This window comes from Mucilaginibacter sediminis, assembly GCF_051903035.1.
Taxonomy (GTDB): domain Bacteria; phylum Bacteroidota; class Bacteroidia; order Sphingobacteriales; family Sphingobacteriaceae; genus Mucilaginibacter.
This window is the reverse complement of the sequence record NZ_CP170602.1, coordinates 5,221,052-5,244,000: the sequence shown is the minus strand read 5'-3', so window position 1 is coordinate 5,244,000 and position 22,949 is coordinate 5,221,052. Positions and strand designations below refer to the sequence as shown.

Genomic DNA, 22,949 nt, shown 5'->3' with positions numbered 1-22,949 from the left:
ATGTGACTATGGCTTAAGCGCTTTTGTAATATTTTATTTCGGCATCACCCCATAATTCTTCTACACCATAAAATTCACGCTTGTCTGTACGGAAAACGTGGATCACAACATCCACATAATCAAGTAGTATCCACTCGCCATATTCCAAACCTTCTTTGCGCCAGGGCTCGGTTTGGGTTGCTTTAAAAATTTCATCTTCAATGCTGTTGGCTATCGCTTTTACCTGCGTGCTTGAATCGGCATGGCAAACTACAAAGTAATCTGTTACCGAACTATTTAGGTTACGAAGGTCTAACCTTACAATTTCATTACCTTTTTTTTCCTGAATACCATGTATCGCAAGTTCAGAAATATAGGTTGATTGCCCTACCTTTTTATTTTTTACCATCAAAAAGAATTAGTTTTGAACGTTTTTTGGTTAAAAATTATTACACTTTGCAAAATAACATATTTTCGGCATTATTTGTTGGTCAAAATTTAGTAACAATTAAAGAAGTTGATTCAACCAACACTTACCTTAAAACATTACTGTCAAATTCCAAGCCAGTGCCCGAAGGTACAGCCATTATGGCAGATAGCCAGTTTGCCGGCCGGGGCCAGCAACAAAACAAATGGCATAGCGAACCTGGCAAAAACTTAACTTTCAGCATTTTGCTAACGCCCTCATTTTTACCTGTTTTGCAACAGTTTGATCTGACACGGGCGATAAGCCTGGGTGTAATTGAGGCCCTTGATCCGCTGCTGGGCGACCGCTTAAAAATAAAATGGCCAAACGACATTTATTATGACGACCACAAACTTGGCGGTATTTTGATTGAAACACACCTGCAGGGCGACAGGATAAAAGATGCCATTATTGGTATAGGCCTTAATATAAACCAGGAGCACTTTGAGGCGGGCGCCGGCAATGCCGTTTCTGTAAAGCAGATATTACAAAAGGATTATGATTTACGAGCTTTATTATTAGAAATTTGCGGGCATATTGAAGGATACTATCTTAAGCTTAAGGCCGGTAAATTTTTGTTTGTAAGGAACGCTTATTTAAACCGACTATACTGGTTAAACGAAGTAAGGGATTTCCGGTCAGATGGTGAAACGTTTAGGGGGACCATTGTTGGGGTGAAAGATGAAGGGTTACTTTTGGTTGAACATAATAATTTTGGCACCCGCGAGTTTAGCTTAAAACAAATTGAATTTTTAAATAAATAATACATGAAAAAGTTGTTGTTATTAATGGTGGCGCTGGTTATTTGCGCCGGGGCCTATGCACAAATTGAAACACCGGTACGCTGGGCATACGCGGCAAAAAAACTGAACAGTAAAGAGGCCGTTGTATATTTAAAAGCAACCATACAACCCGGCTGGCACATTTACTCGCTTAATGTTGGTGATGGCGGCCCGATAGCTACTTCGTTTGTATTTTCAAAATCGAAAGATTATGCACCGGTTGGCAAAACCACGGAGCCAAAACCACTATCTAAATACGAGGAATCATTCAAAATGAATGTTACTTATTTTGAAAAAGAGGTTGTTTTTTCGCAAAAAATAAGCTTAAAGTCGGCAACGGCCGGTAGTGTAACAGGTAAACTTACTTACATGACCTGTAACGATAAAAAATGTCTTCCACCAGATGATGTAGATTTCGCCATTCCTTTAGGCAAATAATTACCAGGGAATAATAAGATGAACCTATTTAAAAAGATCAACTGGTTACCAACGTCAATAGCTGTAGTAACCCTGCTTATTATATTTGGCTTAAACGCGCCAAAACCGGTTTACGCGGCTCAAAAAGGCGGCAAAGATACAACAGCTGCTCCTGCCGATATACAGTTTACCAGTATCCCTACGGCGGCCGATAGTATTGCCATTCGTAAAAAGGCTGCAATGCAGGATGCAGAAAAGCTTTCGCAACAAGCGGCAGTGGCTGCAAAACAATCGGTAGTTGCGGCCAAACAAGCGGCTCATTCAAAACCCGAGGTGCCAAAAACGCTTTGGCAAATATTTATAGAGGGCCTCATTGGGGGCTTTACCGCGGTGATACTCCCGTGTATTTACCCGTTATTGCCATTAACTGTTAGCTTTTTTACCAAAAAGAGCGGCAGCCGCAGTAAGGCAATTATGCAATCCTCTATTTATGGAGTATCTATCATTGTAATTTATGTAACGCTTGGATTATTAATCTCTATAATTTTCGGCTCAAGTGCGCTTAATCAGCTAGCTACAAATGGCATATTCAATATGTTTTTCTTCCTGCTGCTTATTGTTTTTGGTATATCATTCCTGGGAGCCTTTGAAATTACATTACCAAGTTCATTAGCCAACAAGCTGGACGAAAATGCCGACAAGGGTGGCCTTGCAGGCATCTTTTTCATGGCATCTACCCTGGTGGTTGTTTCATTTTCATGTACCGGTCCAATTATAGGCACACTGCTGGTAGATGCCGCCTCAAAAGGCGACAGGCTTGGGCCGGCAATGGGCATGTTTGGCTTTTCTTTAGCGCTGGCATTGCCGTTTACTATTTTTGCTTTGTTCCCTTCTGCCTTAAAAAGCTTACCAAAATCGGGAGGATGGCTCAACAGTGTGAAGGTTGTTTTGGGCTTCCTCGAATTGGCTTTCGCCCTGAAGTTCCTATCGAATGTTGACCTGGCCTATCATTGGCATTGGTTTGACAGGGAAGTGTTTTTATCGCTTTGGATAGCCATTGGTATAATGGTAGGGCTGTACCTGTTAGGCAAAATTAAATTTTCACATGATAGCGACGCGCCATATCTATCTATCCCAAGGGTGTTTTTGTCGATAATTGTATTTGCATTTGTAGTTTATATGATTCCGGGCTTGTGGGGCGCTCCGCTCAAATCTATCGGTGCCTTTTTGCCACCAATAGGCACACAGGACTTTGACCTTTCGCCGGTACCGGGAGGCGCTACTGCCACAACAGCAAAACAAGATGGCAGAGAGCGAAAATATGCTGCAAATTATTCGGCCCTTACCATAAAAGGCCTGGCCCCCTGGTTTGATTACGACCAGGCTTTGCAGGTTTCAAAAGAACTGCATAAACCAATATTGATTGATTTTACAGGCTTTGCCTGCGTTAACTGCCGAAACATGGAAGCCAACGTATGGTCGGATCCGGTAGTATTTAGTAAACTACAGAACGACTTTGTACTTTTACAACTTGTTGTAGATGATAAAGCGGCCTTAGATATTAAAGATCAGTACACATCAACCTACAGTTTTAAAAAGATAACTAACATTGGCGATAAGTGGAGCGAATTGGAAGCAAGCCGCTTCAACTCAAATTCGCAGCCATTATATGTGATGCTTGATAGCGATGGCAAGGAAATGACCGATAAAAACGGAACCATTTTGCCACACTATAATGCCGACTACCATATTGACCGTTACATCAAATTTTTAGATAGTGGTATAGCCGCTTATAAAAAGTGATACAGCGTTAACAAATTAAGTGTAAATTCGCGGCAACTTTTAAAAGTTTGCCGCGTTTTTTGGTTACGGGGTTGTTTAAAAGCCACTAATTAAATTATTCAATTTTTTAAGGTAGGGTTTAAAAGGCCTTATCAGGATAAAAAATGACGCAGATTAAAAAAATAGGACTTTATACTTCGGGCGGAGATTCGCCGGGCATGAACGCTGCCATCAGGGCGGTTGTACGTACGGCTATATATTATGGTATCGAGGTGATGGGCATTCGCCGTGGTTATGACGGCATGACCAAGGGCGATTTTGTACCCATGAACCGCAAATCGGTTTCAAACATTATTCAACGCGGCGGTACCATACTAAAAACCGCACGCTGCGACAACTTCCGCACGCCCGAAGGTCGTCAGCAAGCTTATGACCATCTTAAAAAAAATAATATTGATGCACTTGTAGGTATTGGCGGCGATGGCACATTTACCGGGGCCAAGGTTTTTGGTGCCGAATATGATATGCCTATCATTGGCCTGCCAGGTACTATTGATAACGATTTAATGGGTACCGATTTTACCATAGGTTATGATACCGCCATTAATACGGTTGTTGAGGCTGTGGATAAAATTCGTGATACAGCAGAATCACATGACCGCTTGTTTATAGTTGAGGTAATGGGCCGCGACTCGGGCCTGATCGCTTTGCGTACGGGCATTGCCGCAGGAGCCGAAGCTATACTTATCCCCGAACACAAAGGTGGCATGGAAGGCTTATTTAACCGCCTTGAGCATGGCCGTAAAGATAAAACATCGCGTATTGTAATTGTTGCCGAAGGCGAGGAAGCCGGTGGCGCATTTGAGGTTGGGCGCCTGGTACAGGAGCGTTTCCCTAATTATGATACCCGTATATCTATATTGGGCCACATCCAACGTGGTGGCGCCCCAAGCTGTATGGATAGGGTATTGGCCAGCCGGGTAGGCGCAGCCGCTGTTGAAGCGTTAAGGGATGGCCACCGTAACGAGATGATTGGTATCATCCACAACGAAATTGCCTATACTCCGTTTGAGCACGCCATTAAACATCATGTAGAGATTAATCCCAACCTGTTGAAACTGGTTGAGATTTTATCGATGTAATTTCCACTAAAACAAACATAATATATATAGAGGCACAAATTGTTGTGTCTCTATATATCTAAAAGCCGCAAAACCTGGTCATTGTAGCAAAGCGCGTTTCTGCTTTGTATCCCTTAAAAATTTGTCAGGCTTTCTTTTTCAAACTGCTCATCAATTGATCGTAGAGGTCGTCGCTATCGGTTTCACGTGGTTTAAGTTTCTTAACCGTAGCCCTTTTTCCTTTTGATTTTGCCTTGATAATTTTCAGCAGTTCGTCATTGTATTCATCTTTGAATTTGGATACGTCAAAATCTTCGGCGTATTGGTTAATGAGGGCCAGGCCAACGTCAAGTTCTTTTTTACTTACGGTTACATCACTGGCGATATCCAGATCATCGGTACTGCGAATTTCCTGTGCAAAACGAATTCTGGTAACTACCAGCACATGATCAACAGGGTGTACAATACAAAGGCTTTCGGTACTGCGTAGTACAAAGCGCGCCAGCCCCGCTTTTTTTGACTGGATAAGGGCCTTCAGCAAAAGAGCATAGGCCTTGTTGCTTTTAGTATCAGGCTCGGTATAGTAGGATGTTTCGTAAAACATAGGGTTTACGTCGGCAATATCCACAAAGCTTTCAATCTCGATTATTTTACTTTTTTCGGGGGCGGCATCCTCAAAATCCTGGTCTTCTACAATCACATAATCGTCGTTGGCCAGCTTGTAGCCTTTCACAATTTTATCGTAGGGTACTTCCTTATGCGTTTTCTCGTTTACCCGCTGATACCTGATGCGCGAATGATCCCGACTATCCAGCATATCCAAATCAAGAGAACTTGTTTGCACTGCCGAATATAGTTTAACCGGGATGCTAACCAATCCAAAACCAATTGAACCTTTCCAGATAGATCTCATAGCCAAAGCGTTTACCTGTATAACTTAAAAGGCAGTCAAAATGTTTGGACGGCAGATTCCGCTTTCCGCCCAAACATTTCCAACATTATGCCTTTAAATTAACGCCAAACGAAAGTTTTTTCTCTTTCAGGGGACAAAGGGTTAGGCATTAAACAGCCCGTTCCGTTCCTGCTCCTGGTAGTTTTGAACCGTTTCTATGGCATTGTCAACAACATCGCTAAGGGCAGTAATAAAGCTGCCAGGCTTGGCCAGGCTCATGGCGTGTTTAATGGCGTCAATCTCTTTTGATACTACTTCGCAAGGTTTATTAGGGTCGACAGAAAAAATACCTTCTTTAAGCAGGTTTAATATATTTTCTTCGGTACGGCCGCGCAGGTGTTTTTCCTGCCGCAGGATAATGTAATCAAACATTTCGGCGGCTATTTTGCCAACCTCGCGGATGTCATCGTCGCGCCTGTCGCCCGTGCCGGCAATGATACCGATTTTCAATGGCGAATCGATATGCCTTAAAAATTCCTTGATGCCGTTAAAGCCATCTGGGTTATGGGCAAAATCAATCATAAAGCGGAAATCCTTGAAATCAAAAATATTCATGCGGCCAGGAGTTTGCGCTGCCGATGGAATAAAGGTTTCAAGAGACATTTTGATATCCTCGGTTTTGAAGCCCCATAGGAAAGTAGCCAGTGTGGCCGCCAGCACATTCTCAATCATAAACGGCACAGTGCCACCAAACGTTAACGGGATAAGGATAGTACGCTGCACGCGGATTTTCCAATCGCCTTTTTGAATGGTGATAAAGCCGTTCTCGCAAATGGCAGCTATCCCACCTTTGCGGCAATGTGCTTTGATGATGGGATTGTTTTCATTGCGGCTAAAATAGGCTATGTTACAATCGGCCTTGTTTCCTAAACGCACACAATATTCATTATCGGCATTTAATACACCCCAGCCATCTTTTTTTACCGAGTTTAACACCGTGCCTTTTACCCTTGCCAGGTCATCCAGCGTATGGATATCGGCCAGGCCAAGGTGATCTGCCTGGATGTTGGTAATTACGCCAATATCGCAAAAGCCAAATCCCAGCCCCGAGCGCAGGATGCCGCCGCGGGCGGTTTCCAATACGGCAAAATCAACGGTAGGATCTTTCAGGATAAACTCCGAACTTACCGGTCCGGTAGTATCGCCTTTCAGCATCATGGTGTTTTGCACATAAATACCATCAGATGTGGTAAAGCCCACCCGGTGCCCGTTATTCCTTACAATATGCGCTATCAGGCGGGTGGTGGTGGTTTTCCCATTGGTACCGGTGATGGCAATAATAGGAATGCGTGCCGATTTGCCCGGAGGGTAAAGCATATCCAATACATGGCCGGCTACGTTACGTGGCAGCCCTTCGCTTGGTGCAATGTGCATCCGGAAGCCCGGCGCTGCGTTAACCTCCAGTATTACACCGCCATTTTCGGTAAGTGGCTCGTGCAGGTTTTCGGCCATAATATCAATGCCGCAAATATCAAGGCCGATTATTTTAGAGATTCGTTCGCAGATGAAAACGTTTTGGGGGTGTACGTGGTCGGTAACGTCGACAGATGTACCGCCGGTACTTAAGTTGGCGGTGGATTTTACAAATACTTTTTCGTCTTTAGCCGGTACTGTATCAAGAGTATAGCCCTTTTTTTCAAGCAGGTCGATGGTGTCGCGATCAATTGAGATCAGTGTCAATACATTCTCGTGCCCGTAGCCACGGCGGGGATCGGCATTTTCCTTGTCTATCAGTTGTTGTATGGTTGATACACCATCGCCCATGACATGAGCCGGATCGCGCAGGGCGGCGGCAACCATTTTATTATCAATTACCAGTACACGGAAATCATAACCGGTAATAAAGCGTTCCACAATAACCCTTCGCGATATTTTGGCGGCATGCTCATAGGCGGCAATAGCTTCTTCTTCTGTACGGATATTGATAGAAATGCCCCGGCCGTGGTTACCATCCAGCGGTTTAAATACCAATGGGAAGCCAACCTTGCGAATGGCTTCGGCTACGCCTGCAACAGATGATATAGTGATACCTTTGGCAACCGGGATAGCCTGCTCCTGCAGCATGCGCTTGGTTTCATCCTTATTGCTGGCAATATCAACAGCTATGCTGCTGGTTTTCTCGGTCATGGTAGCGCGGAAACGCACCTGGTTTTTGCCATAACCTAACTGTACCAGCGATTGATTGTTAAGCCTGATCCAGGGGATATCCCTTGCAATGGCCTCTTCCACAATTGATCCTGTACTTGGTCCTAAACGGGTATTCTCGCGGATTTCGCGCATCTCCTGTATATCGGCTTCCAGGTTATAGTCTTCGCCTTTTATCAGGGCCTCAGCAATCCGCACGGCCGATTCTGCCGCAAAGGCGCCCACCTTCTCTTCAATATAAGCAAAAACAACATTGTAAACGCCTTTGGTTTTAGTTTCACGGGTACGGCCAAAGCCCGTGTCCATACCGGCAAGGGTTTGTATTTCAAGAGCTATATGCTCAATAACGTGCCCCATCCAGGTGCCGGCAATAACCCGCTGAAAAAAGCCGCCGGGTACTCCGGGCGAACAGCGGTGTGCGTATAACGAGGGAAGTAGTTTTTCTAAACGCTCATAAAAGCCATCAATCTCGTTAGTTGGCTTATGTTCCATTTCCTGCAGGTCAAGCCGCATCTGTATTAACTTTTTGCGGTTTATGCTCCAGATGTTCGGGCCGCGCAACACTTGTATATTCTCAATCTTCATAGGCTTGTTACAAAATTCTTTAAGGGCTTAATTTCTTTAAAACTATAAAACTTAATAGTGTAAATAAAACATTTAAGGCTAAAAAGGCATTATTTGTTTATAACAGACTGAGTTTTTGGTTCATTTTATCGTAATTTGTGGTTTTATTAGTTGATTGGGTTGGATTAGGTTGATTGAGAGAGTGGTTGCTTTTGTTTTTGGGCAAACTAAACTAATCAACCTAATCCAACCCAATCAACGCAAAACTTAAAAGAAATGATTGTCCCGAAAGGAAAACTAATTATTATAGGCGGCGCGGTTGATATGGGTAGTAACGTAACCATACAGGAACACATTTTACAGCCTGATTATATTAAATTTTTTGAACAGGGCATTTTAAAGCGGATCATTACCGAATCGGCAAAGCACAATGGCTCATTAATTGAAGTGATTACCACTGCATCGCAAATTCCGGAGTTGGTGGGCGAAGAATATGTTAAAGCATTTGGGCAGCTTAATGTTACCCATGTTAATGTATTGCACATTAAAAGCCGCGAAGATGCCGCAAAAAAAGAATATTTAGACCGCATCCGCAAAGCAGATGTAGTTATGTTTAGCGGGGGCGACCAATTAAGGCTGACGGCCATTTTTGGCGGTACTGAGTTTTTACAGATCCTGAAAAAGAGATATCAGTTTGAAGATTTTGTAATAGCAGGTACCTCGGCCGGCGCGGCGGCTGCATCAACCCACATGATTTACCGTGGTCAAAGTAACGAAGCGCTCATTAAGGGAGAGGTACAGATAACAGCGGGATTGGGTTTTGTTGATTCTGTTATTGTTGATACACACTTTGTGCAACGTGGCCGCATTGGTAGGTTAATGTATGCCGTAGCAACAAACCCCGGCATTTTGGGTATCGGCCTGGGCGAAGATGCCGGCTTGCTGATAACCGAAGGCAGTGTAATGGAGGCCATCGGTTCGGGGCTGATTATTTTGGTTGATGGCAGGAATATTGTAGCAACCAATATTTATGATGTAGAAATTGGCTCACCGGTTTCTATCGAAAATTTAAAGGTACATGTTATGTCTATATACGATAAATATGATTTGGCAGCGCATCGTTTAATGATAAAAAAGACAGTTAAGGTTGAAGAGGGCGTGTTCATAAACGCGCCCGATAGCGATCTTTTGCAATAAAGCCTCGCTCAACTCTCTTCAGAGGAGAGAGTTTTAATAGGGTTGTTTAAAATAAACCTATCCCAAAGCGTTTATAATATACCAATTTTTGAATCAACTAAATTATTCAAAATGAAGATCATTATCCATGGCGGTTTTTTTAGTGAATCGCAAACTAACCAGGAAGTAAAGCAGGCCAAACAACAGGCGTTAAAAGATATTGTGCAGGCCGGTCATAAATACCTGTTAAGCCATACCGCGTTGGAAACCGTTGTGTATACCGTTAGACTGCTGGAAGATTGCGATTTGTTTAACGCCGGTACCGGATCGCAGATTCAGAGCGATGGCAAAATCCGTTTAAGTGCATCATTAATGGATGGGAAAACGCAGAAATTTTCGGGCGTTATTAATATCGAAGATGTAAAAAACCCCATTTGCATAGCCGAAAAATTAATGGCTTTTGATGATCGTGTTTTGAGCGGCAAAGGTGCCAAGGAGTTTGCCACCAATAATGGCGTAACTTATTACAATCCCGAAACACCACAGCGCAGGCATGAGTATGAGAAAAAGCTGAGCGACTCCATCAGGTTGGGGACTGTTGGCTGCGTAGCGCTCGACCTTTATGGCAACCTTGCGGCGGCAACATCAACAGGGGGCAAAGGCTTTGAAATGCCCGGCCGGGTGAGCGATTCGGCTACTACAGCGGGCAATTACGCCAATGGTTTTGCAGCAGTATCCTGCACAGGTGTTGGCGAAGACATTGTGAGTGGCTCGGTAGCCTCAAAGATTGTTACGCGGGTTACCGATGGTTTGCCAATTTCGGTTGCTGCCGAGAAAACGTTAGATGAAATGAAGCCCTACGATGGTTTTGCCGGCATTATCGGCATTTCGGCAGATGGCCATATCTACCACGCTGATACCCATCCCTATATGGTTTGGGCGCTGCGTGACGACGATGTGGAGGTTTTTGATTAGCGTTCCGGCCGTTTTATACTTCACCCGAAATATCTTCTCCAAAGTGGATGATATTGCCATTATTATCCAAAATGCTGAACTGACGCCTTTTCCAGGGCATGTTTTTAAGCTTGCCGTTGGGATGTACCACTCCTTTGGGGGTGTATTCGGCATATAACTTGTCAACCTCAGTTACATTGATATAGCAGCCGGTGTTTTTAGGAACCTCGGGATCATCAGTAGGCCAAAGGTGGATGGTAATATCATCGCGGCTAAGAATAACATATCCGTCCCAATTAGATCCCAGTGTGAAACCCAGTTTTTCGGTATAAAATTGAATGGTTTCTTCTGCATTAAGTGAAGCTAATATAGGTATGGCTTTTTGTAACATGGCAATATAAATAAGGGTTTTATTTACTTCAATAAATTATCTAAGTCATCCAAATCTTTGTATCTGCCTGATGCTTTTTTAGCGTTAATCAGGTCATTTCTATGGATTGTTCTAATCATCAGCCCATCTTCTTCAAAATAGATAGCGCTCTCATAACAATCGTTAAAATTCAGGCCTAATGCAACAGTCATTATGTCAATAGATGTGGGAGGTCTGCCAAAAGTGAAAACTTCTATATCCTTATCTAAAAACCGTTCTTCAGTCATATTAAAAACAGACATTCCAAAGCTAAAGAATGCACGTACTATTTTCTTGTAGTTTTCAATGGTTCTATCTACCCAAATGTCCATATCACCTGTGGTGCGGGGATGCCCGTGTAAAATAACAGAGTAGCCGCCAATAAGGATATACTTAACATCATGTTTGTTAAGTTCAAGTATAAAGTCTCTGAAGTCCTGATTGAAAATATTACCCATTACTTTTCCTGGTCCTTACACTGAAAACTGTTTTGTCCATTCTGGGCGGCTCGTTTTCAGGATAATTATAAGCAATGCTGTTCAGATAGTTCGCTATACGCAACCTTTCCTGCCAGGTAAGGTGTTTATAATAACCCGTTTGGTCAGCCGCTTCTATAGCTGTTTGGGCTTTAAACGCGGTTCGATCTAACTTAAAATCGCTCATAACTCAAATATACCTCAAAAACTTTTACATGTAACAACTTTGTTAAAGCGTGGCTGCGTTTTTTTGTTGATTAATAAATAGGTTTGTTATTAACTGATCTTATTAATTATTAACTATGAAACTAAAACTACTTTTTTCATGCCTGCTTTCTGCGGGCATAGGCGCACAGCTGTCCGCGCAGGAAACCGTTGACCCTGTAATGGTTCAAAAAATCCGCGAAGAGGGTCTTAACCATTCTAAAGTAATGGAAACCGCCTTTTACTTAACAGATGTCTCCGGTCCGCGCCTGTCGGGTTCGCCAGGTTTAAAAAGGGCTCAGAACTGGGCTGTTGAACAGTTGAAAACCTGGGGTATAGCCAACGCCAAATTGGAATCATGGGGTAAATTTGGTAAAGGCTGGGAAGTTCAAAAAAACTATGCAGCTATTACAGTTCCCTACTATCATGCCATTATAGCCATCCCTAAAGCCTGGACACCAGGTACGGGAGGTTTGATAAAAGGCGATATAATGGTAGTAAAGGCAGATTCGGCCGCCGAGCTGGAAAAATACAAAGGCAAGCTGGCCGGTAAAATTGTGATATTTGACACCAAACCACTTACCGAACGTACATTTAAATCAGATGCTGCCCGTTACACCGATGAGGAACTTGATAAAATGGAAAAAGCTACCATGGCGCCCACCCGCCAGCGTACGGCATTTGATCCAAACTCGCCGCAGTTTGCAGCAATGCGTAAACAGCGGGCGTTCAGGACCATGTTAGGGACATTTTTGCAGGCCGAGAAAGTTGCCCTGGTACTTAGCCAGGCCCGTGGTACCGATGGTACGGTATTTACCACCAACGGCGCATCATATGCAGATACTGCAAAGGCCGTTGCGCCCGAATTGGAAACCAGCAGCGAGGATTTTCAACGTATTTTGCGCCTTGTAAACGCAGGCAAGCCGGTACAGCTTGAAGCTGATATTAAAACCCAGTTTTTTACCGATGACCTGCAAGGTTACGACGTAGTTGGCGAGATACCTGGTACCGACAAAAAATTAAAAGACCAGGTAGTAATGATAGGAGGCCACCTGGATTCATGGCACGCCGGTACCGGCGCAACAGATAATGCGGCAGGCAGCGCAGTAATGCTGGAAGCCATGCGGATATTAAAAGCCATCGGCTTTAAGCCAAAACGCACCATCCGTATAGCCTTATGGAGTTCGGAGGAGCAGGGGCTGTTTGGCTCACGGGGATATGTGCTTAACCACTTTGGCGATCCTAAAACCATGGAACTGAAGCCGGAGCAGGCCAAACTATCGGCCTATTACAACCTTGATAACGGTACAGGCAAAATACGCGGCATCTATCTACAGGGCGACTCAGCCGCCGGGCCCATATTCAAGGCATACCTGGAGCCGTTTAAAGACCTGGGCGCCACTACAGTTACCGTTGGCAACACAGGCGGTACCGATCACCAGTCGTTTGATGCGGTGGGTATTCCGGGCTTTCAGTTTATACAGGATGCTATTGACTACGGCTCGCGTACCCACCACAGCAACCAGGATACTTACGACCGCCTGATTGAAGATGACCTGAAACAAGCCGCTACCATCATAGCATCATTTGTGTACAACACCAGCCAGCGGCAGGAAATGATACCACGCAAAGAACTCCCTAAGCCGCAACCGGCAAGAGGATTTTAGCAGATATTTATTTTTATAAAAGCCCCGGCACTGGTGTTCGGTTTTGGCAGGGGATGGATGGGGTGTTCGGGGCTTTTAGTTTAATGTTTTGTTTTTCAGGACGTTAGGTGTTCGGATGTAATAAGCGCTAAAAATTACATTAGCTCATTATCAGCAACTTAACTCTTTTTAGGTGTTCGGGGTGTATGGTGTGGCGAACATGGTTTGGTGCGGGTAGTGGGGCGCTTTAGGTTAGGTTGGTAACCTTTTCTACCACTTTGTCTTTCAGGTCGGTAACGGCTTTGGTGCCTGCGGGTACTTTTTCTTTGACGGTTCGCCAGCTTTTGTCCAGGTTGTCGGTTATTTTGCCACGCAAATCGGCGGTATCATCGGCAAGCAGCAGGTAGACAATGGCTCCGGCTGCGGCTAATCCGATAACTACAGGGACCAGCACATTATTTTTTGGGGTTTTGAATGGGTTTTTCATAGCATTTTATCCGGTATGGTTTATGTGTTGGCAACAATACGCAGCGCTGAATGTTTTATTTTTAATTAAAAAGCAAGGCCATTTCGCTGTTTTTTTATAGAAACGGGTATAAAAAACATAATTATTTATTAGAAAATTAACCCAAACGACAACCCCTCAAAATCAAAAGCCAATTAGCGGCACAGCCCCAAAGCCCAAACCGTGGTGACTTTGCCCCCCCTTACCTATAACAATTGTTATATGGTGGCTAACACCAAAATGTAACAGCGCGGTAATCCCAACCAGGGCCGGGACTTGCGTTATACCCGCCGACAAAAACACAGCAATTATTTGCAGGCAAATGATAACAAACCATCAATTTATATTCGATAAAGTTTTAAAAAAAGGTCGGTTTTTGAAAAAAAGTACAGGTGTGTGCCACCAGGGATACTACCTGTCGACGCTTACTTTTGCGCTGCGAACCCTTGTCAGCCCCCGCTCCGAATACCGCCGGTTACTTTCTGTACCCTTACGGGCTCCTAAAAAATGGGAGGGTAAGGGTATTGTTTGGATATGGTATCCGGGTTTCTGATGGGCGCCGCACCGAAGCCCGCCCTGCCAACCGGCTTGTGTTCCCCCGGAGCAATTTTCAGGCGCTTTTTGCTAAAATGTTTTAGCAGCCCGGGGCAGCGCCGGGTGGTTCAATTGTTACCGCCATCAATTACAGGCACCGGCAATATGATCTGCCCGCCCGAAATCCCGGTTTTTATGCACCATCGGCGCTACCCGTTTGTAGCAACAACATACCACCACGTTTTTTTGCCCCGTAGCGGGCTACCTTCCAACATGCGGGTAATCTACAGAAGGGTACAGGTAGCACCTACGGCGCACAAATCATTTTTGTTATCGGGGGCTACAAACGGGTAGCGCCTATGGCGCAGGCTGCGAAGGAGGTGCAATATGCAAACACTACCCTACCACCTAACAAGCCTACCCCATAGGTGTTCGGAAGAAATAAAAAAGCGGGGAATGTGCGATTCCTTCCTTGGGGAAGGGGGAGGTAGGGGTTAAATCAGGCGTTCAGGTGCAAGTTTTAGTAGCGCGGTGAAACCCCTCCCTGCTTTTGCGCACATTGCCAGCCGCACCACTCCCGTGGTGCTACTGTGTGTACACATCTTTTGGAAACTTATCAATAAATAGAAAAATGTCATTTCGAACGAACTCGGGTGGACTTTGAGTGTTGGCGTGAGGAGAAATCTTAAACGCCCTGCAATTCGATAGGCTTTTGGGGATGCAAGGCGTTAAAGATTTCTCCTCGTACCTCGTTCGAAATGACATTTTCTTTTGTTTTAAAGATGTATACACACGGTAGCCCGTGGTGAGGGAATTAAAAAAGTGTTCCGAACAGCTAACAACCCTACCCCAGCAAAGCCATAAAACCGGCCAGCGTGATGGCCATATCCGCCGGCTGGCTGGTGCAGGCCACATTTTCGAACTCGTGCCAGGTGGGGTCTATGGTGGTATCAAACGTTGGGGGGCGCAAATCGGGCAGGTGCCAGTGGTGGTGGTAAAACCAGGTTTGGTCAATCAGTTTGGATTGGATGAGGGTGGCGAGCTCCTGAACCCCCACATTGCCAGGGTTGGCAAACACTACCGAGCCGTATTTTTTATAGTTGCCGCCATCGCGGTACAGGTAGTTGAATTGGATGTTGGCCATGCTGCAATTTTGGTGGGCACATAAATTACTTCTTTGGCTTTCCCCGGTTTTTGAGACTTTCTTTTCGTCGCTTTCTAATCTGCGTTCCAGCTTTTTAACATCTTCGGCGGCAGGCAGCGATTCGGGTTTCACCCCTCTTTGCAAAAGTATATCACGCACAGCTTTATTATTATCCACATGCTCCCTGGAGATCTGCGTATTATTATTTAAATCTTTCTCGATAACGTTATGACTCGTGAACTCATTCGCAAAATCTTTGGCTTTAATGGTTAACGTAGGAAGAAAATCTGCCCGGGGGCTTGGCGGGGGGTACACCCAATTTCTTTTTCATATCGTTTGTGCTGAACCCTCCAAACAGGGCCTGGTCTCCTTTCGACCTGATGATGGCAAATCCGGCACTATCCACACCGCGTTCGTATAGTATTCCCGACAGTTTCTTTTCAGACTTTGTTAGTTTTTCGCGGGCTGTAACACGTTCAACATCTATCAGCCGTTGTTCAATAATTTCCTGTTTGCGGGTTTGCACAGCGAAATAGGTTTGTGCAAAAGCGATTGCCGGTTTTGCCGGATCGCCATTTTGGGCGATAAGATAACAGGCATAGCGGGTTAAAGCGATGTCATCGACTTCACGCTGACCGCCTTTCGCTATCGTTATCATTTTCGTGGTATCACGAAAATGATCGTCAATATCAGAGCCGGCAGTTTCGCAAGCTTTCTTAGCTTTATTTGTAACATTAAAAAAGTTTTCCCATCGTAAATATCCCAATATGAGTTGCAGATCGCGGGCACTCCAATATTCTATATTTTGATAACTATAGCAAGCCTGCTCAAACTTTCCAAACAGTTCTAATATAACCTCTTTCTTCATCGTCCATTGTAAAAAAGCAATATACTCAATTAGTAATGCCCAATCATATTATTACGCCCAACAAATTTTTTGTGCCCTCGGGGTGTCCTTGAAAAGGGAACCTGGGGCCGGAACCCCTTTTTTTATGCACCATCGGTGCTACCCGTTTGTAGCAACAACACCCACCACGTTTTTTGCCCCGTAGCGGGCTACCTTCCAACATACGGGTAACCTGCAGAATGGCATAGGTAGCACCTACGGCGCACAAATCATTTTTGTTATCGGGGGCTACAAACGGGTAGCGCCTATGGCGCAGGCTGCGAAGGAGGTGCAATATGCAAACACTACCCTACCACCTAACAAGCCTACCCCATAGGTGTTCGGAAGAAATAAAAAAGCGGGGAATGTGCGATTCCTTCCTTGGGGAAGGGGGAGGTAGGGGTTAAATCAGGCGTTCAGGTGCAAGTTTTAGTAGCGCGGTGAAGCCCCTCCCTGCTTTTGCGCACATTGCCAGCCGCACCCCTCCCGTGGTGCTACCGTGTGTACACATCTCTCTAAGTAAAGAAAATTGTCATTTCGATAGAGCATGTGTGGGATTGTGCGGGAGAGCGAAAGAGAAATCCTATACGATTTGCATCGCACCACGCAAATTTGCAAGCATGACGTATAGGATTTCTCCTCACGCTAACGCTCAATGCCCGCCCCAGTTCGTTCGAAATGACATTTTTTTTATTATTGATACGTTTCCAAAAGATATGTACACACGGTAGCCCGTGGTGAGGGAATTAAAAAAGTTTTCCGAACAGCTAACAACCCTACCCCAACAAATCCATAAAACCGACCAGCGTAACGGCCATATCCGCCGGCTGGCTGGTGCAGGCCACATTTTCGAACTCGTGCCAGGTGGGGTCGATGGTGGTATCGAACGTTGGGGGGCGCAAATCGGGCAGGTGCCAGTGGTGGTGGTAAAACCAGGTTTGATCAATCAGTTTGGATTGGATGAGGGCGGCGAGTTCCTGAACCCCCACATTGCCCGGGTTGGCAAACACCGCCGAACCGTATTTTTTATAGTTGCCGCCATCGCGGTACAGGTAGTTGAATTGGATGTTTGCCATACGGCAATTTAGGCGGATGGTTTGGATTGGGCAATCGGAGATAAGTGAACTTTAAACTGTTGGTTTAGTTGCCGGTTAAATTATTGTGCTTGAACGAGAATTTAGTTCTAAACATATTTTGCGAAAAATGTTAGTATTTTGTTTTGTATTTTATTGCATGCTAATAAAATTAGCTGTATATTGGACGTAATAAAATAAGGAAATGAAAAAATATACAGTAAATGAATTTTTAGATGGTGATGAAGTTTTTCACTTAAGTAACAGTCGATTAAAAATGATCGTAATTGGCCGAGACGAGACCTACAATGAAGTAACCTGCCGCTGGGTTGACAGTTCAGGAAAGTCTATTAAAGAGACTTACTTAGCGGCAGAATTAGCTAAGATCAGTGATAGGCCATCACGTCAAGTTAGCCTGAGTCCTAGGCGGCCGAGCAACTTTTGGTAGTAGATGATCGCTACAAAGATTCGAGTTTAGTTATAAGCAGAGTGTGGAAACAATAATACCGGTTTGGCAACTACTTACCCAATCGCTAACTTCCCGCTTTCTTTCCAAATATAGGCTGGCATAGGCTCGTGCAATTGCCATTCAATGTTCATGGGTTTGGCTCCGCTCGATTTGATATAGTCGGCTTCGCCTAAGAAAACGTAGGGCATTGTAAAACCAAATTCGTCATCGTTTTGCTCGCGAACAAATAGCAAAATTCTTTTGTGCTGCGAATTATGGTTGATGTAGGATAAACCCTTGGCCGATTCGGGTGTGGTTGCGTTTTGCGATTGCCAATGAAACAGCGTTTCATTGATGGCATAATCGTCATACAAGGTAGATGGCGAATATTCTTTCTCCGATTTTTTGAGGGTGACGAATAGCGATTCGATATTCAACTCCTTATTGGCTGCTACGCCCTCCCGGTTTGATGACGCTTTGTCAAACTGGTGCAAACCGGTTGCAACCAATATTTCGCTTCGATTGTACCTGCTGTGCACTTTAAGCGGCAACGGAAAGTTCAGGTCGATATCTTTTTCGATAAAGTCGACTTTCGAGATCAGATAATTAACCACCTCCAATAATTCTGATACCATCACCGGATTTTTGGCAACCTGTTTAACGCTCTCTTGTATCGACTTAAAACCCAATTGCGGTCCGGCCTTTTGCCAAACATCGTAATGAAACATTAACAACATCAAATCCTGCTCGGCCGATAAATTGTCTACGTTAAATCCGCTTTCAATTAGTTCGCGCAGAAACTTAAGGTAGCTGATAGAGTTACACCTCAACAAGCGTTTAATACAGCCTGTAATTTCGGTTTCGTTTGGTTCGATGAAATTTGGTAATACACCTGCCTCTACACATAGCCGCTTCCAGTTATCTTTTTTGTAGATGAGTTGTAGTTCGATATGCTGAAACTCGATGAAGTTTTTCAGGGAGAGTGATAGCGTGGATTGATGTTTAAAGTTTTGAATTTTAATTACCAGCTGTCTGCGGTTAAAGCCAATGGCGGCCCTGATATTTTTCAGGATCACCTCCTTGGCTTTCTTCTCCAATACGATAGAACAGCCCAAAGGTAAATGCGGAAATTCATCTTCAATCTCCTTAATTATCGAAGTTTGGGTTTTGCCCACCAGCGCCCTAAATTTGTGTTCAAAGTCGTACTCCGGCCGGGCGTTGCCTACAAAGTCTAAAACGGTCAAACAGTCTTTATTGGGGGCAAGGCGTAAACCACGACCTAACTGTTGCAGAAATATGGTTAAGCTTTCGGTCGGCCGTAAAAACAATACGGTATCAATTTCGGGAATGTCGACACCCTCGTTAAAAATATCGCGTACAAAAAGGTAGTTGATCTCTTTATTCCGAAGCCGTTCCCTGATGGTTTCCCTGTTTGCCGAGTTTTCGCTTGTCAGGTAATCCGCTTTAAGCCCCTCCATGTTAAACTTCTCGGCCATGTATCGGGCATGTTCCATGCTTACGCAAAAACCCAAAGCCCGCACATCGTGCACGTCGGTAAGGTATTTATCGCAGTTGGCTAAAATGTCGCCCACCCTACGGTCGCTTTCGGTATAAAGTTTGGTTAACTCATTAATTTCATACCTGCCATTTTTCCAGGATAGTTTTGATAAATCAACATTATCCGATAAGGCAAAATATTGAAATGGCGATAGCAGTTTTCTGTTGAGTGCTTCGGGCAATCGTATTTCGGCAGCTATTACGCCGCAAAAGTCTTTCAAAATATCTTCGCCGTCGCCACGCTCGGGTGTGGCCGTTAGCCCCAGTAAAACTTGTGGATCAAACTGCGCCAAAATGGGGCGATAGCTTGATGCCGCTATGTGGTGTACCTCGTCAATAATAATAAAATCATAAAAGCCGGGTGATAGCGCCAGTTTGCTGATCTGGTTGGCCAGGGTTTGTACCGATGCAAATACAAACTCGTAATTGTCCGGCTCCTGCCCATCCACCCACAACTCGCCAAAGTTGGCGTTTTTTAATATGTGCTGAAACGTGTTTTGGGCTTGCTCCAAAATCTCTTTACGATGCGCTACAAATAACAGCCTTGCCCGTGGGTTATTGTTTTTAAAGTTGCGGTAATCAAAAGCAGATATTACCGTTTTGCCTGTGCCGGTAGCTGCTACAACTAAGTTTTTATAACGGTTGTGAACAATCCTTTCCGATTGTAATTTCTCTAAAATCTCGTCCTGATACGGAAAAGGTTTTAAATCAAAAAAGCTGGTAATGCTTTGTTTATCGTACGATTTTTGTTGCTTTAGCGCAGCACTTAATTTCTGTTTGTCCCGGCCAAACTCATAAGGCTCAAAATCCTTATCAACCCAGTAGGTTTCAAAAGTCTTTTTAAACTTATCAATAATGTGGTTAATCTCTTTGGAGGTTACTTTCAAGTTCCACTCCAAGCCATTGGTTAAAGCCGAGCGGGAAATGTTCGACGAACCAATATAGCCCGTAGTAAAGCCCGTATTCCTGACAAATAAATACGCTTTGGCATGCAAGCGTTCATGGTCCGAATTATAGGATACCTTAATCTCGGTATTTTTTAGGTTAGATAAAAACTCAATCGCTTTTACATCGGTGGCACCCATGTACGATGTGGTGATGATGCGCAACCTTTTACCGCTGTTGGTAAACTCTTCCAATTCCTCCTTAAAGATGCGAATGCCCGAATATTTAATAAAAGATACCAGCCAACAAATTTCATCCGAGGAAAGGATCTCTTTTTTAATCTCGCTCTCTAACGAAATACCTACGTTATTGCCCGTAAATAATTCGCTTTGGCTTAGCCGGGTGTAAGGTGTAATTTCTTTTATCCGGTTATTAAAATCGGCAAAGGGCGAATCGAGTTTAGAGAAAACCGCATCCAATATTTTGCCTTCATTATCAATCAAGTTATCCGAAAGGCTAACGCCGGGCAATTCTGTTATTAAAAGCTGAATGATTTTATTGGAGAGCTCAATTTGTTTAAGCGTTTTATGCTCGTCCTTAATTTCATTTAAGGCGAATTTAATGGTCTCGGATAAATACAAACTTAAATACCTTGCCGCTTCCTCTTTATCCAGTTGGGTGCTTTTAATAAAAAAGGCTTCGTTACTCAACAGGTTTAGCTTGTTGGCAATCAGTTTATTAATCAATTGCTCGTATAAGCCTAATTCAACTGCTGGCATTTTAAAGGTTTAAGTAATGTTTTACAATGGGCACATCGGCATCTGCCCAATCCAAAGCTAACAATTCATTTTTATGCAGCCACCTATATTGCGCATGTTCCTTTAATATTATTTCGCCGCTGGTATGTTCGCAAATAAAGGGGATCAGCTCGATGGTTATTTTAGGGTAGGTATGGGTGTTGGATGGCAGGGCTTTTATAATGCTGATTTCGATATTTAATTCTTCTTTAATTTCCCTCATCAAGCAATCTTCAGCGGTTTCTCCCGGCTCAATTTTACCGCCGGGGAACTCCCATTTTAAAGGCAGGCTCATAGCTTGGTTGCGTTGGGCGGCCAGGATTTGGTTTTGAGCGTTTGTCAGTAGGGCGCAGGTTACTTGGAGCATAGTTGGCTATCTTATGATGGGAAAGTACTCGTTTATATATAGAGTTCAAATCGATATTAATAATTAATCCCAAAAGGCATCATTTTTTTAATGGAAATAATTTTGAAATATGTGTTCCTAAAGGAAAATGCTTAATGTTATTTAGTTTATAAATATAAAACGAATATTAATTAGAAGTAGTGTTATTATATGTTAGCTTTGAGCGTCCCAATTACTATAACTGATTTTAATGACTCTCAATTATGAAGAGTTTTTTAGCGTTGTTCTAAAAAGCTTAAAAGAAGCGTTCCAATGGAAAATCTGGAAATGGTTAGTTACAGGAAGCTTAGGGACCATTTTGGGAATTCTGAAAATTGGAAAAGATTTTTTCAAGTTTGAAGTTCAACGATCTGTTATTTTCGCTGTAATCGCCCTTTTAATATTGTATTTTTTGAGATTTATTTTACTATTAGGTAAAAACAGTATTAAATATTTTCATGAAAAGTATCGTAACTCTCTCTATGGAGAAGCAATTATAATATTAAAAGATAGCTTTGCTCATGCCCATTTGTATAGAAAAACGCCGGGGCATCAGGATACTGAGTTTATGAGCGCAATGATACAGTTTTGTAATAATTTGAAAATTATATTTGATAAAATTACCGATAGTAATTGTTGCGTATCTATAAAGGTTCCTTTAAAAGATATTAAAGTGGATGAAAAGACTGTTTTAGTTAATTTGTGTAGAAATATCGAACACAAAAATAGAGACACGAAGGAATACATGGACACGATACACACTTTGATTGGGAACACTGCATTTTCAAGTTCATTTAACAAGGTTTTGCACAACAAAAAAGAACGATTTTACGTAAACGACGATGTTAGTTCTTCCCCGAATTATGATAATTCAAGTAAGGCATGTAACAATGGGGTGCTACCATATAAAAGCGAATTGGTTCATCCGATTGTTCCCATTATAAATGTAGATAATAAGAACATCAATTGTCATGGCTTTATCTGTATTGATAGTGATAAACAGGAGGCTTTTAAAACAAAATATGATTTTGCGATATTAGAAGGCGTAGCAGACGGCATTTATGATCTTATATCAGACCGGAATCAAATTAAACTTTAAATCAACGTGAGTAAACAAAATCAACGCTTCGATACTTCAGTTGGATTTGAAGTTCTCGATGCAAGGGACCATTCTATCGTTTATAAAAGAGTTATTCCCACCAAAGGAAGAACGGCAAAAGAAAACACTCAAATTGAGCTAAGTTTACCTAAAGCAACGCTATATTGCTTTGATAGCGATGATTTTAATAAGCTTAAAATCATTGAAAAACAAATAGTTGAAAAGATGGAGGTTTCAAAGCCCTCAAAAAGCCTATATTCTAAATTGTTTGGCTTTCTGGATATATGATAATATAGCAACAAATGTCTGCGTTTCGATGTGCTATTTAACAGAGACGGATTTCGCGTCAGGAAAGTATTGCCGGCAAATCGATTAGTTATGGATGAGACCGTTTTTGAGTTTAATTTGTAGCTAAATTACAATTCTGACCCCATGATTGAAATGGATGTCGATCCGCGCCTACAGTCAAGGTGGTGATAGGAATGCGTTGGACTCTACCCGCAGAGCGATGCGCCTGAATTGGATTCGATATTTTTGCATTCAGCCACGTGGCTATTTATTAA

At 43.4% G+C, this 22,949-nt stretch carries 23 protein-coding genes; 11 read left to right on the top strand and 12 right to left on the bottom strand.

Annotated elements, in window-relative coordinates:
* Nucleotides 1–13 precede the first annotated feature (13 nt).
* Nucleotides 14–388: a ribosome silencing factor gene (gene rsfS / locus ACFGVS_RS21735; RefSeq protein WP_147054016.1), complete on the bottom strand. Its 375-nt coding sequence runs from the start codon at nt 386–388 to the stop codon at nt 14–16.
* 47 nt (nt 389–435) lie between these two features.
* Between rsfS and ACFGVS_RS21730 the strand changes: the two genes are divergently transcribed.
* The 4 genes from ACFGVS_RS21730 to pfkA all read left to right on the top strand — a co-directional run bounded on the left by ACFGVS_RS21730 (nt 436) and on the right by pfkA (nt 4,568).
* Nucleotides 436–1,209, top strand: a complete 774-nt coding sequence (locus ACFGVS_RS21730; protein WP_439695563.1) for a biotin--[acetyl-CoA-carboxylase] ligase — start codon at nt 436–438, stop codon at nt 1,207–1,209.
* Nucleotides 1,210–1,212: 3 nt separating this feature from the next.
* The gene (locus tag ACFGVS_RS21725) at nt 1,213–1,665 is read left to right on the top strand and encodes a protein-disulfide reductase DsbD domain-containing protein (RefSeq protein ID WP_439695562.1); all 453 of its coding nucleotides are present in this window, start codon (nt 1,213–1,215) and stop codon (nt 1,663–1,665) included.
* Between the two features lie 18 nt (nt 1,666–1,683).
* A complete protein-coding gene (locus tag ACFGVS_RS21720) occupies nt 1,684–3,447 on the top strand; it encodes a protein-disulfide reductase DsbD family protein (RefSeq protein ID WP_439695561.1) in 1,764 nt (587 codons plus the stop codon).
* A 143-nt stretch (nt 3,448–3,590) separates the two neighbouring features.
* The gene (gene pfkA / locus ACFGVS_RS21715) at nt 3,591–4,568 is read left to right on the top strand and encodes a 6-phosphofructokinase (protein ID WP_274211162.1); all 978 of its coding nucleotides are present in this window, start codon (nt 3,591–3,593) and stop codon (nt 4,566–4,568) included.
* A gap of 124 nt (nt 4,569–4,692) precedes the next feature.
* On the opposite strand, the gene ACFGVS_RS21710 is transcribed toward pfkA, so the two are convergent.
* Together ACFGVS_RS21710 and cphA are read right to left on the bottom strand one after the other, a co-directional pair.
* On the bottom strand, nt 4,693–5,460 hold the full coding sequence (locus ACFGVS_RS21710; RefSeq protein WP_439695560.1) for a Ku protein: 768 nt from the start codon (nt 5,458–5,460) through the stop codon (nt 4,693–4,695).
* Nucleotides 5,461–5,601: 141 nt separating this feature from the next.
* Nucleotides 5,602–8,229, bottom strand: a complete 2,628-nt coding sequence (gene cphA, locus ACFGVS_RS21705; protein ID WP_090652207.1) for a cyanophycin synthetase — start codon at nt 8,227–8,229, stop codon at nt 5,602–5,604.
* Nucleotides 8,230–8,484: 255 nt separating this feature from the next.
* On the opposite strand from cphA, the gene ACFGVS_RS21700 reads away from it, so the two are divergent.
* Nucleotides 8,485–9,405, top strand: coding sequence for a cyanophycinase (locus ACFGVS_RS21700; RefSeq protein WP_090652208.1), 921 nt, complete (start codon nt 8,485–8,487; stop codon nt 9,403–9,405).
* Nucleotides 9,406–9,516: 111 nt separating this feature from the next.
* Nucleotides 9,517–10,359 carry an isoaspartyl peptidase/L-asparaginase gene (locus ACFGVS_RS21695; RefSeq protein WP_439695559.1) on the top strand — a complete coding sequence of 281 codons (843 nt, stop codon included), beginning with the start codon at nt 9,517–9,519 and terminating at the stop codon, nt 10,357–10,359.
* Between the two features lie 13 nt (nt 10,360–10,372).
* Here the strand turns inward: ACFGVS_RS21695 and ACFGVS_RS21690 are convergent, their stop codons facing one another.
* The 3 genes from ACFGVS_RS21690 to ACFGVS_RS21680 are packed head-to-tail and all read right to left on the bottom strand — an operon-like array spanning nt 10,373 to nt 11,410.
* Nucleotides 10,373–10,729 carry a bleomycin resistance protein gene (locus ACFGVS_RS21690; RefSeq protein WP_439695558.1) on the bottom strand — a complete coding sequence of 119 codons (357 nt, stop codon included), beginning with the start codon at nt 10,727–10,729 and terminating at the stop codon, nt 10,373–10,375.
* 23 nt (nt 10,730–10,752) lie between these two features.
* A complete protein-coding gene (locus ACFGVS_RS21685) occupies nt 10,753–11,205 on the bottom strand; it encodes a DUF6036 family nucleotidyltransferase (RefSeq protein ID WP_439695557.1) in 453 nt (150 codons plus the stop codon).
* Nucleotides 11,198–11,410, bottom strand: a complete 213-nt coding sequence (locus tag ACFGVS_RS21680; protein WP_439695556.1) for a hypothetical protein — start codon at nt 11,408–11,410, stop codon at nt 11,198–11,200. The genes ACFGVS_RS21685 and ACFGVS_RS21680 overlap by 8 nt, the downstream gene beginning before the upstream one ends.
* A gap of 115 nt (nt 11,411–11,525) precedes the next feature.
* Here ACFGVS_RS21680 and ACFGVS_RS21675 point away from each other — a divergent pair, with 115 nt between their 5' ends.
* Nucleotides 11,526–13,094, top strand: coding sequence for a M28 family metallopeptidase (locus tag ACFGVS_RS21675; RefSeq protein ID WP_439695555.1), 1,569 nt, complete (start codon nt 11,526–11,528; stop codon nt 13,092–13,094).
* Nucleotides 13,095–13,320: 226 nt separating this feature from the next.
* Here the strand turns inward: ACFGVS_RS21675 and ACFGVS_RS21670 are convergent, their stop codons facing one another.
* Complete coding sequence (locus tag ACFGVS_RS21670; RefSeq protein WP_439695554.1) at nt 13,321–13,560, bottom strand: YtxH domain-containing protein; 240 nt, start codon at nt 13,558–13,560, stop codon at nt 13,321–13,323.
* 552 nt (nt 13,561–14,112) lie between these two features.
* Between ACFGVS_RS21670 and ACFGVS_RS21665 the strand changes: the two genes are divergently transcribed.
* Complete coding sequence (locus tag ACFGVS_RS21665) at nt 14,113–14,466, top strand: hypothetical protein (protein ID WP_439695553.1); 354 nt, start codon at nt 14,113–14,115, stop codon at nt 14,464–14,466.
* Between the two features lie 490 nt (nt 14,467–14,956).
* Here the strand turns inward: ACFGVS_RS21665 and ACFGVS_RS21660 are convergent, their stop codons facing one another.
* The 3 genes from ACFGVS_RS21660 to ACFGVS_RS21650 all read right to left on the bottom strand — a co-directional run bounded on the left by ACFGVS_RS21660 (nt 14,957) and on the right by ACFGVS_RS21650 (nt 17,218).
* Nucleotides 14,957–15,415: a hypothetical protein gene (locus tag ACFGVS_RS21660; RefSeq protein WP_439695552.1), complete on the bottom strand. Its 459-nt coding sequence runs from the start codon at nt 15,413–15,415 to the stop codon at nt 14,957–14,959.
* Nucleotides 15,416–15,518: 103 nt separating this feature from the next.
* Nucleotides 15,519–16,124, bottom strand: a complete 606-nt coding sequence (gene dinD / locus ACFGVS_RS21655) for a DNA damage-inducible protein D (protein ID WP_439695551.1) — start codon at nt 16,122–16,124, stop codon at nt 15,519–15,521.
* Between the two features lie 794 nt (nt 16,125–16,918).
* Nucleotides 16,919–17,218 carry a hypothetical protein gene (locus ACFGVS_RS21650; RefSeq protein ID WP_439695550.1) on the bottom strand — a complete coding sequence of 100 codons (300 nt, stop codon included), beginning with the start codon at nt 17,216–17,218 and terminating at the stop codon, nt 16,919–16,921.
* Between the two features lie 202 nt (nt 17,219–17,420).
* On the opposite strand from ACFGVS_RS21650, the gene ACFGVS_RS21645 reads away from it, so the two are divergent.
* Nucleotides 17,421–17,663: a hypothetical protein gene (locus ACFGVS_RS21645; protein ID WP_439695549.1), complete on the top strand. Its 243-nt coding sequence runs from the start codon at nt 17,421–17,423 to the stop codon at nt 17,661–17,663.
* Nucleotides 17,664–17,737: 74 nt separating this feature from the next.
* Here the strand turns inward: ACFGVS_RS21645 and ACFGVS_RS21640 are convergent, their stop codons facing one another.
* The gene (locus ACFGVS_RS21640) at nt 17,738–20,884 is read right to left on the bottom strand and encodes a DUF3427 domain-containing protein (RefSeq protein WP_439695548.1); all 3,147 of its coding nucleotides are present in this window, start codon (nt 20,882–20,884) and stop codon (nt 17,738–17,740) included.
* 1 nt (nt 20,885) lies between these two features.
* The gene (locus tag ACFGVS_RS21635; protein WP_439695547.1) at nt 20,886–21,269 is read right to left on the bottom strand and encodes a (deoxy)nucleoside triphosphate pyrophosphohydrolase; all 384 of its coding nucleotides are present in this window, start codon (nt 21,267–21,269) and stop codon (nt 20,886–20,888) included.
* 229 nt (nt 21,270–21,498) lie between these two features.
* Between ACFGVS_RS21635 and ACFGVS_RS21630 the strand changes: the two genes are divergently transcribed.
* On the top strand, nt 21,499–22,386 hold the full coding sequence (locus ACFGVS_RS21630) for a hypothetical protein (protein WP_439695546.1): 888 nt from the start codon (nt 21,499–21,501) through the stop codon (nt 22,384–22,386).
* Between the two features lie 6 nt (nt 22,387–22,392).
* Nucleotides 22,393–22,674, top strand: coding sequence for a hypothetical protein (locus ACFGVS_RS21625; protein ID WP_439695545.1), 282 nt, complete (start codon nt 22,393–22,395; stop codon nt 22,672–22,674).
* The last annotated feature ends 275 nt before the right edge of the window (nt 22,675–22,949 follow it).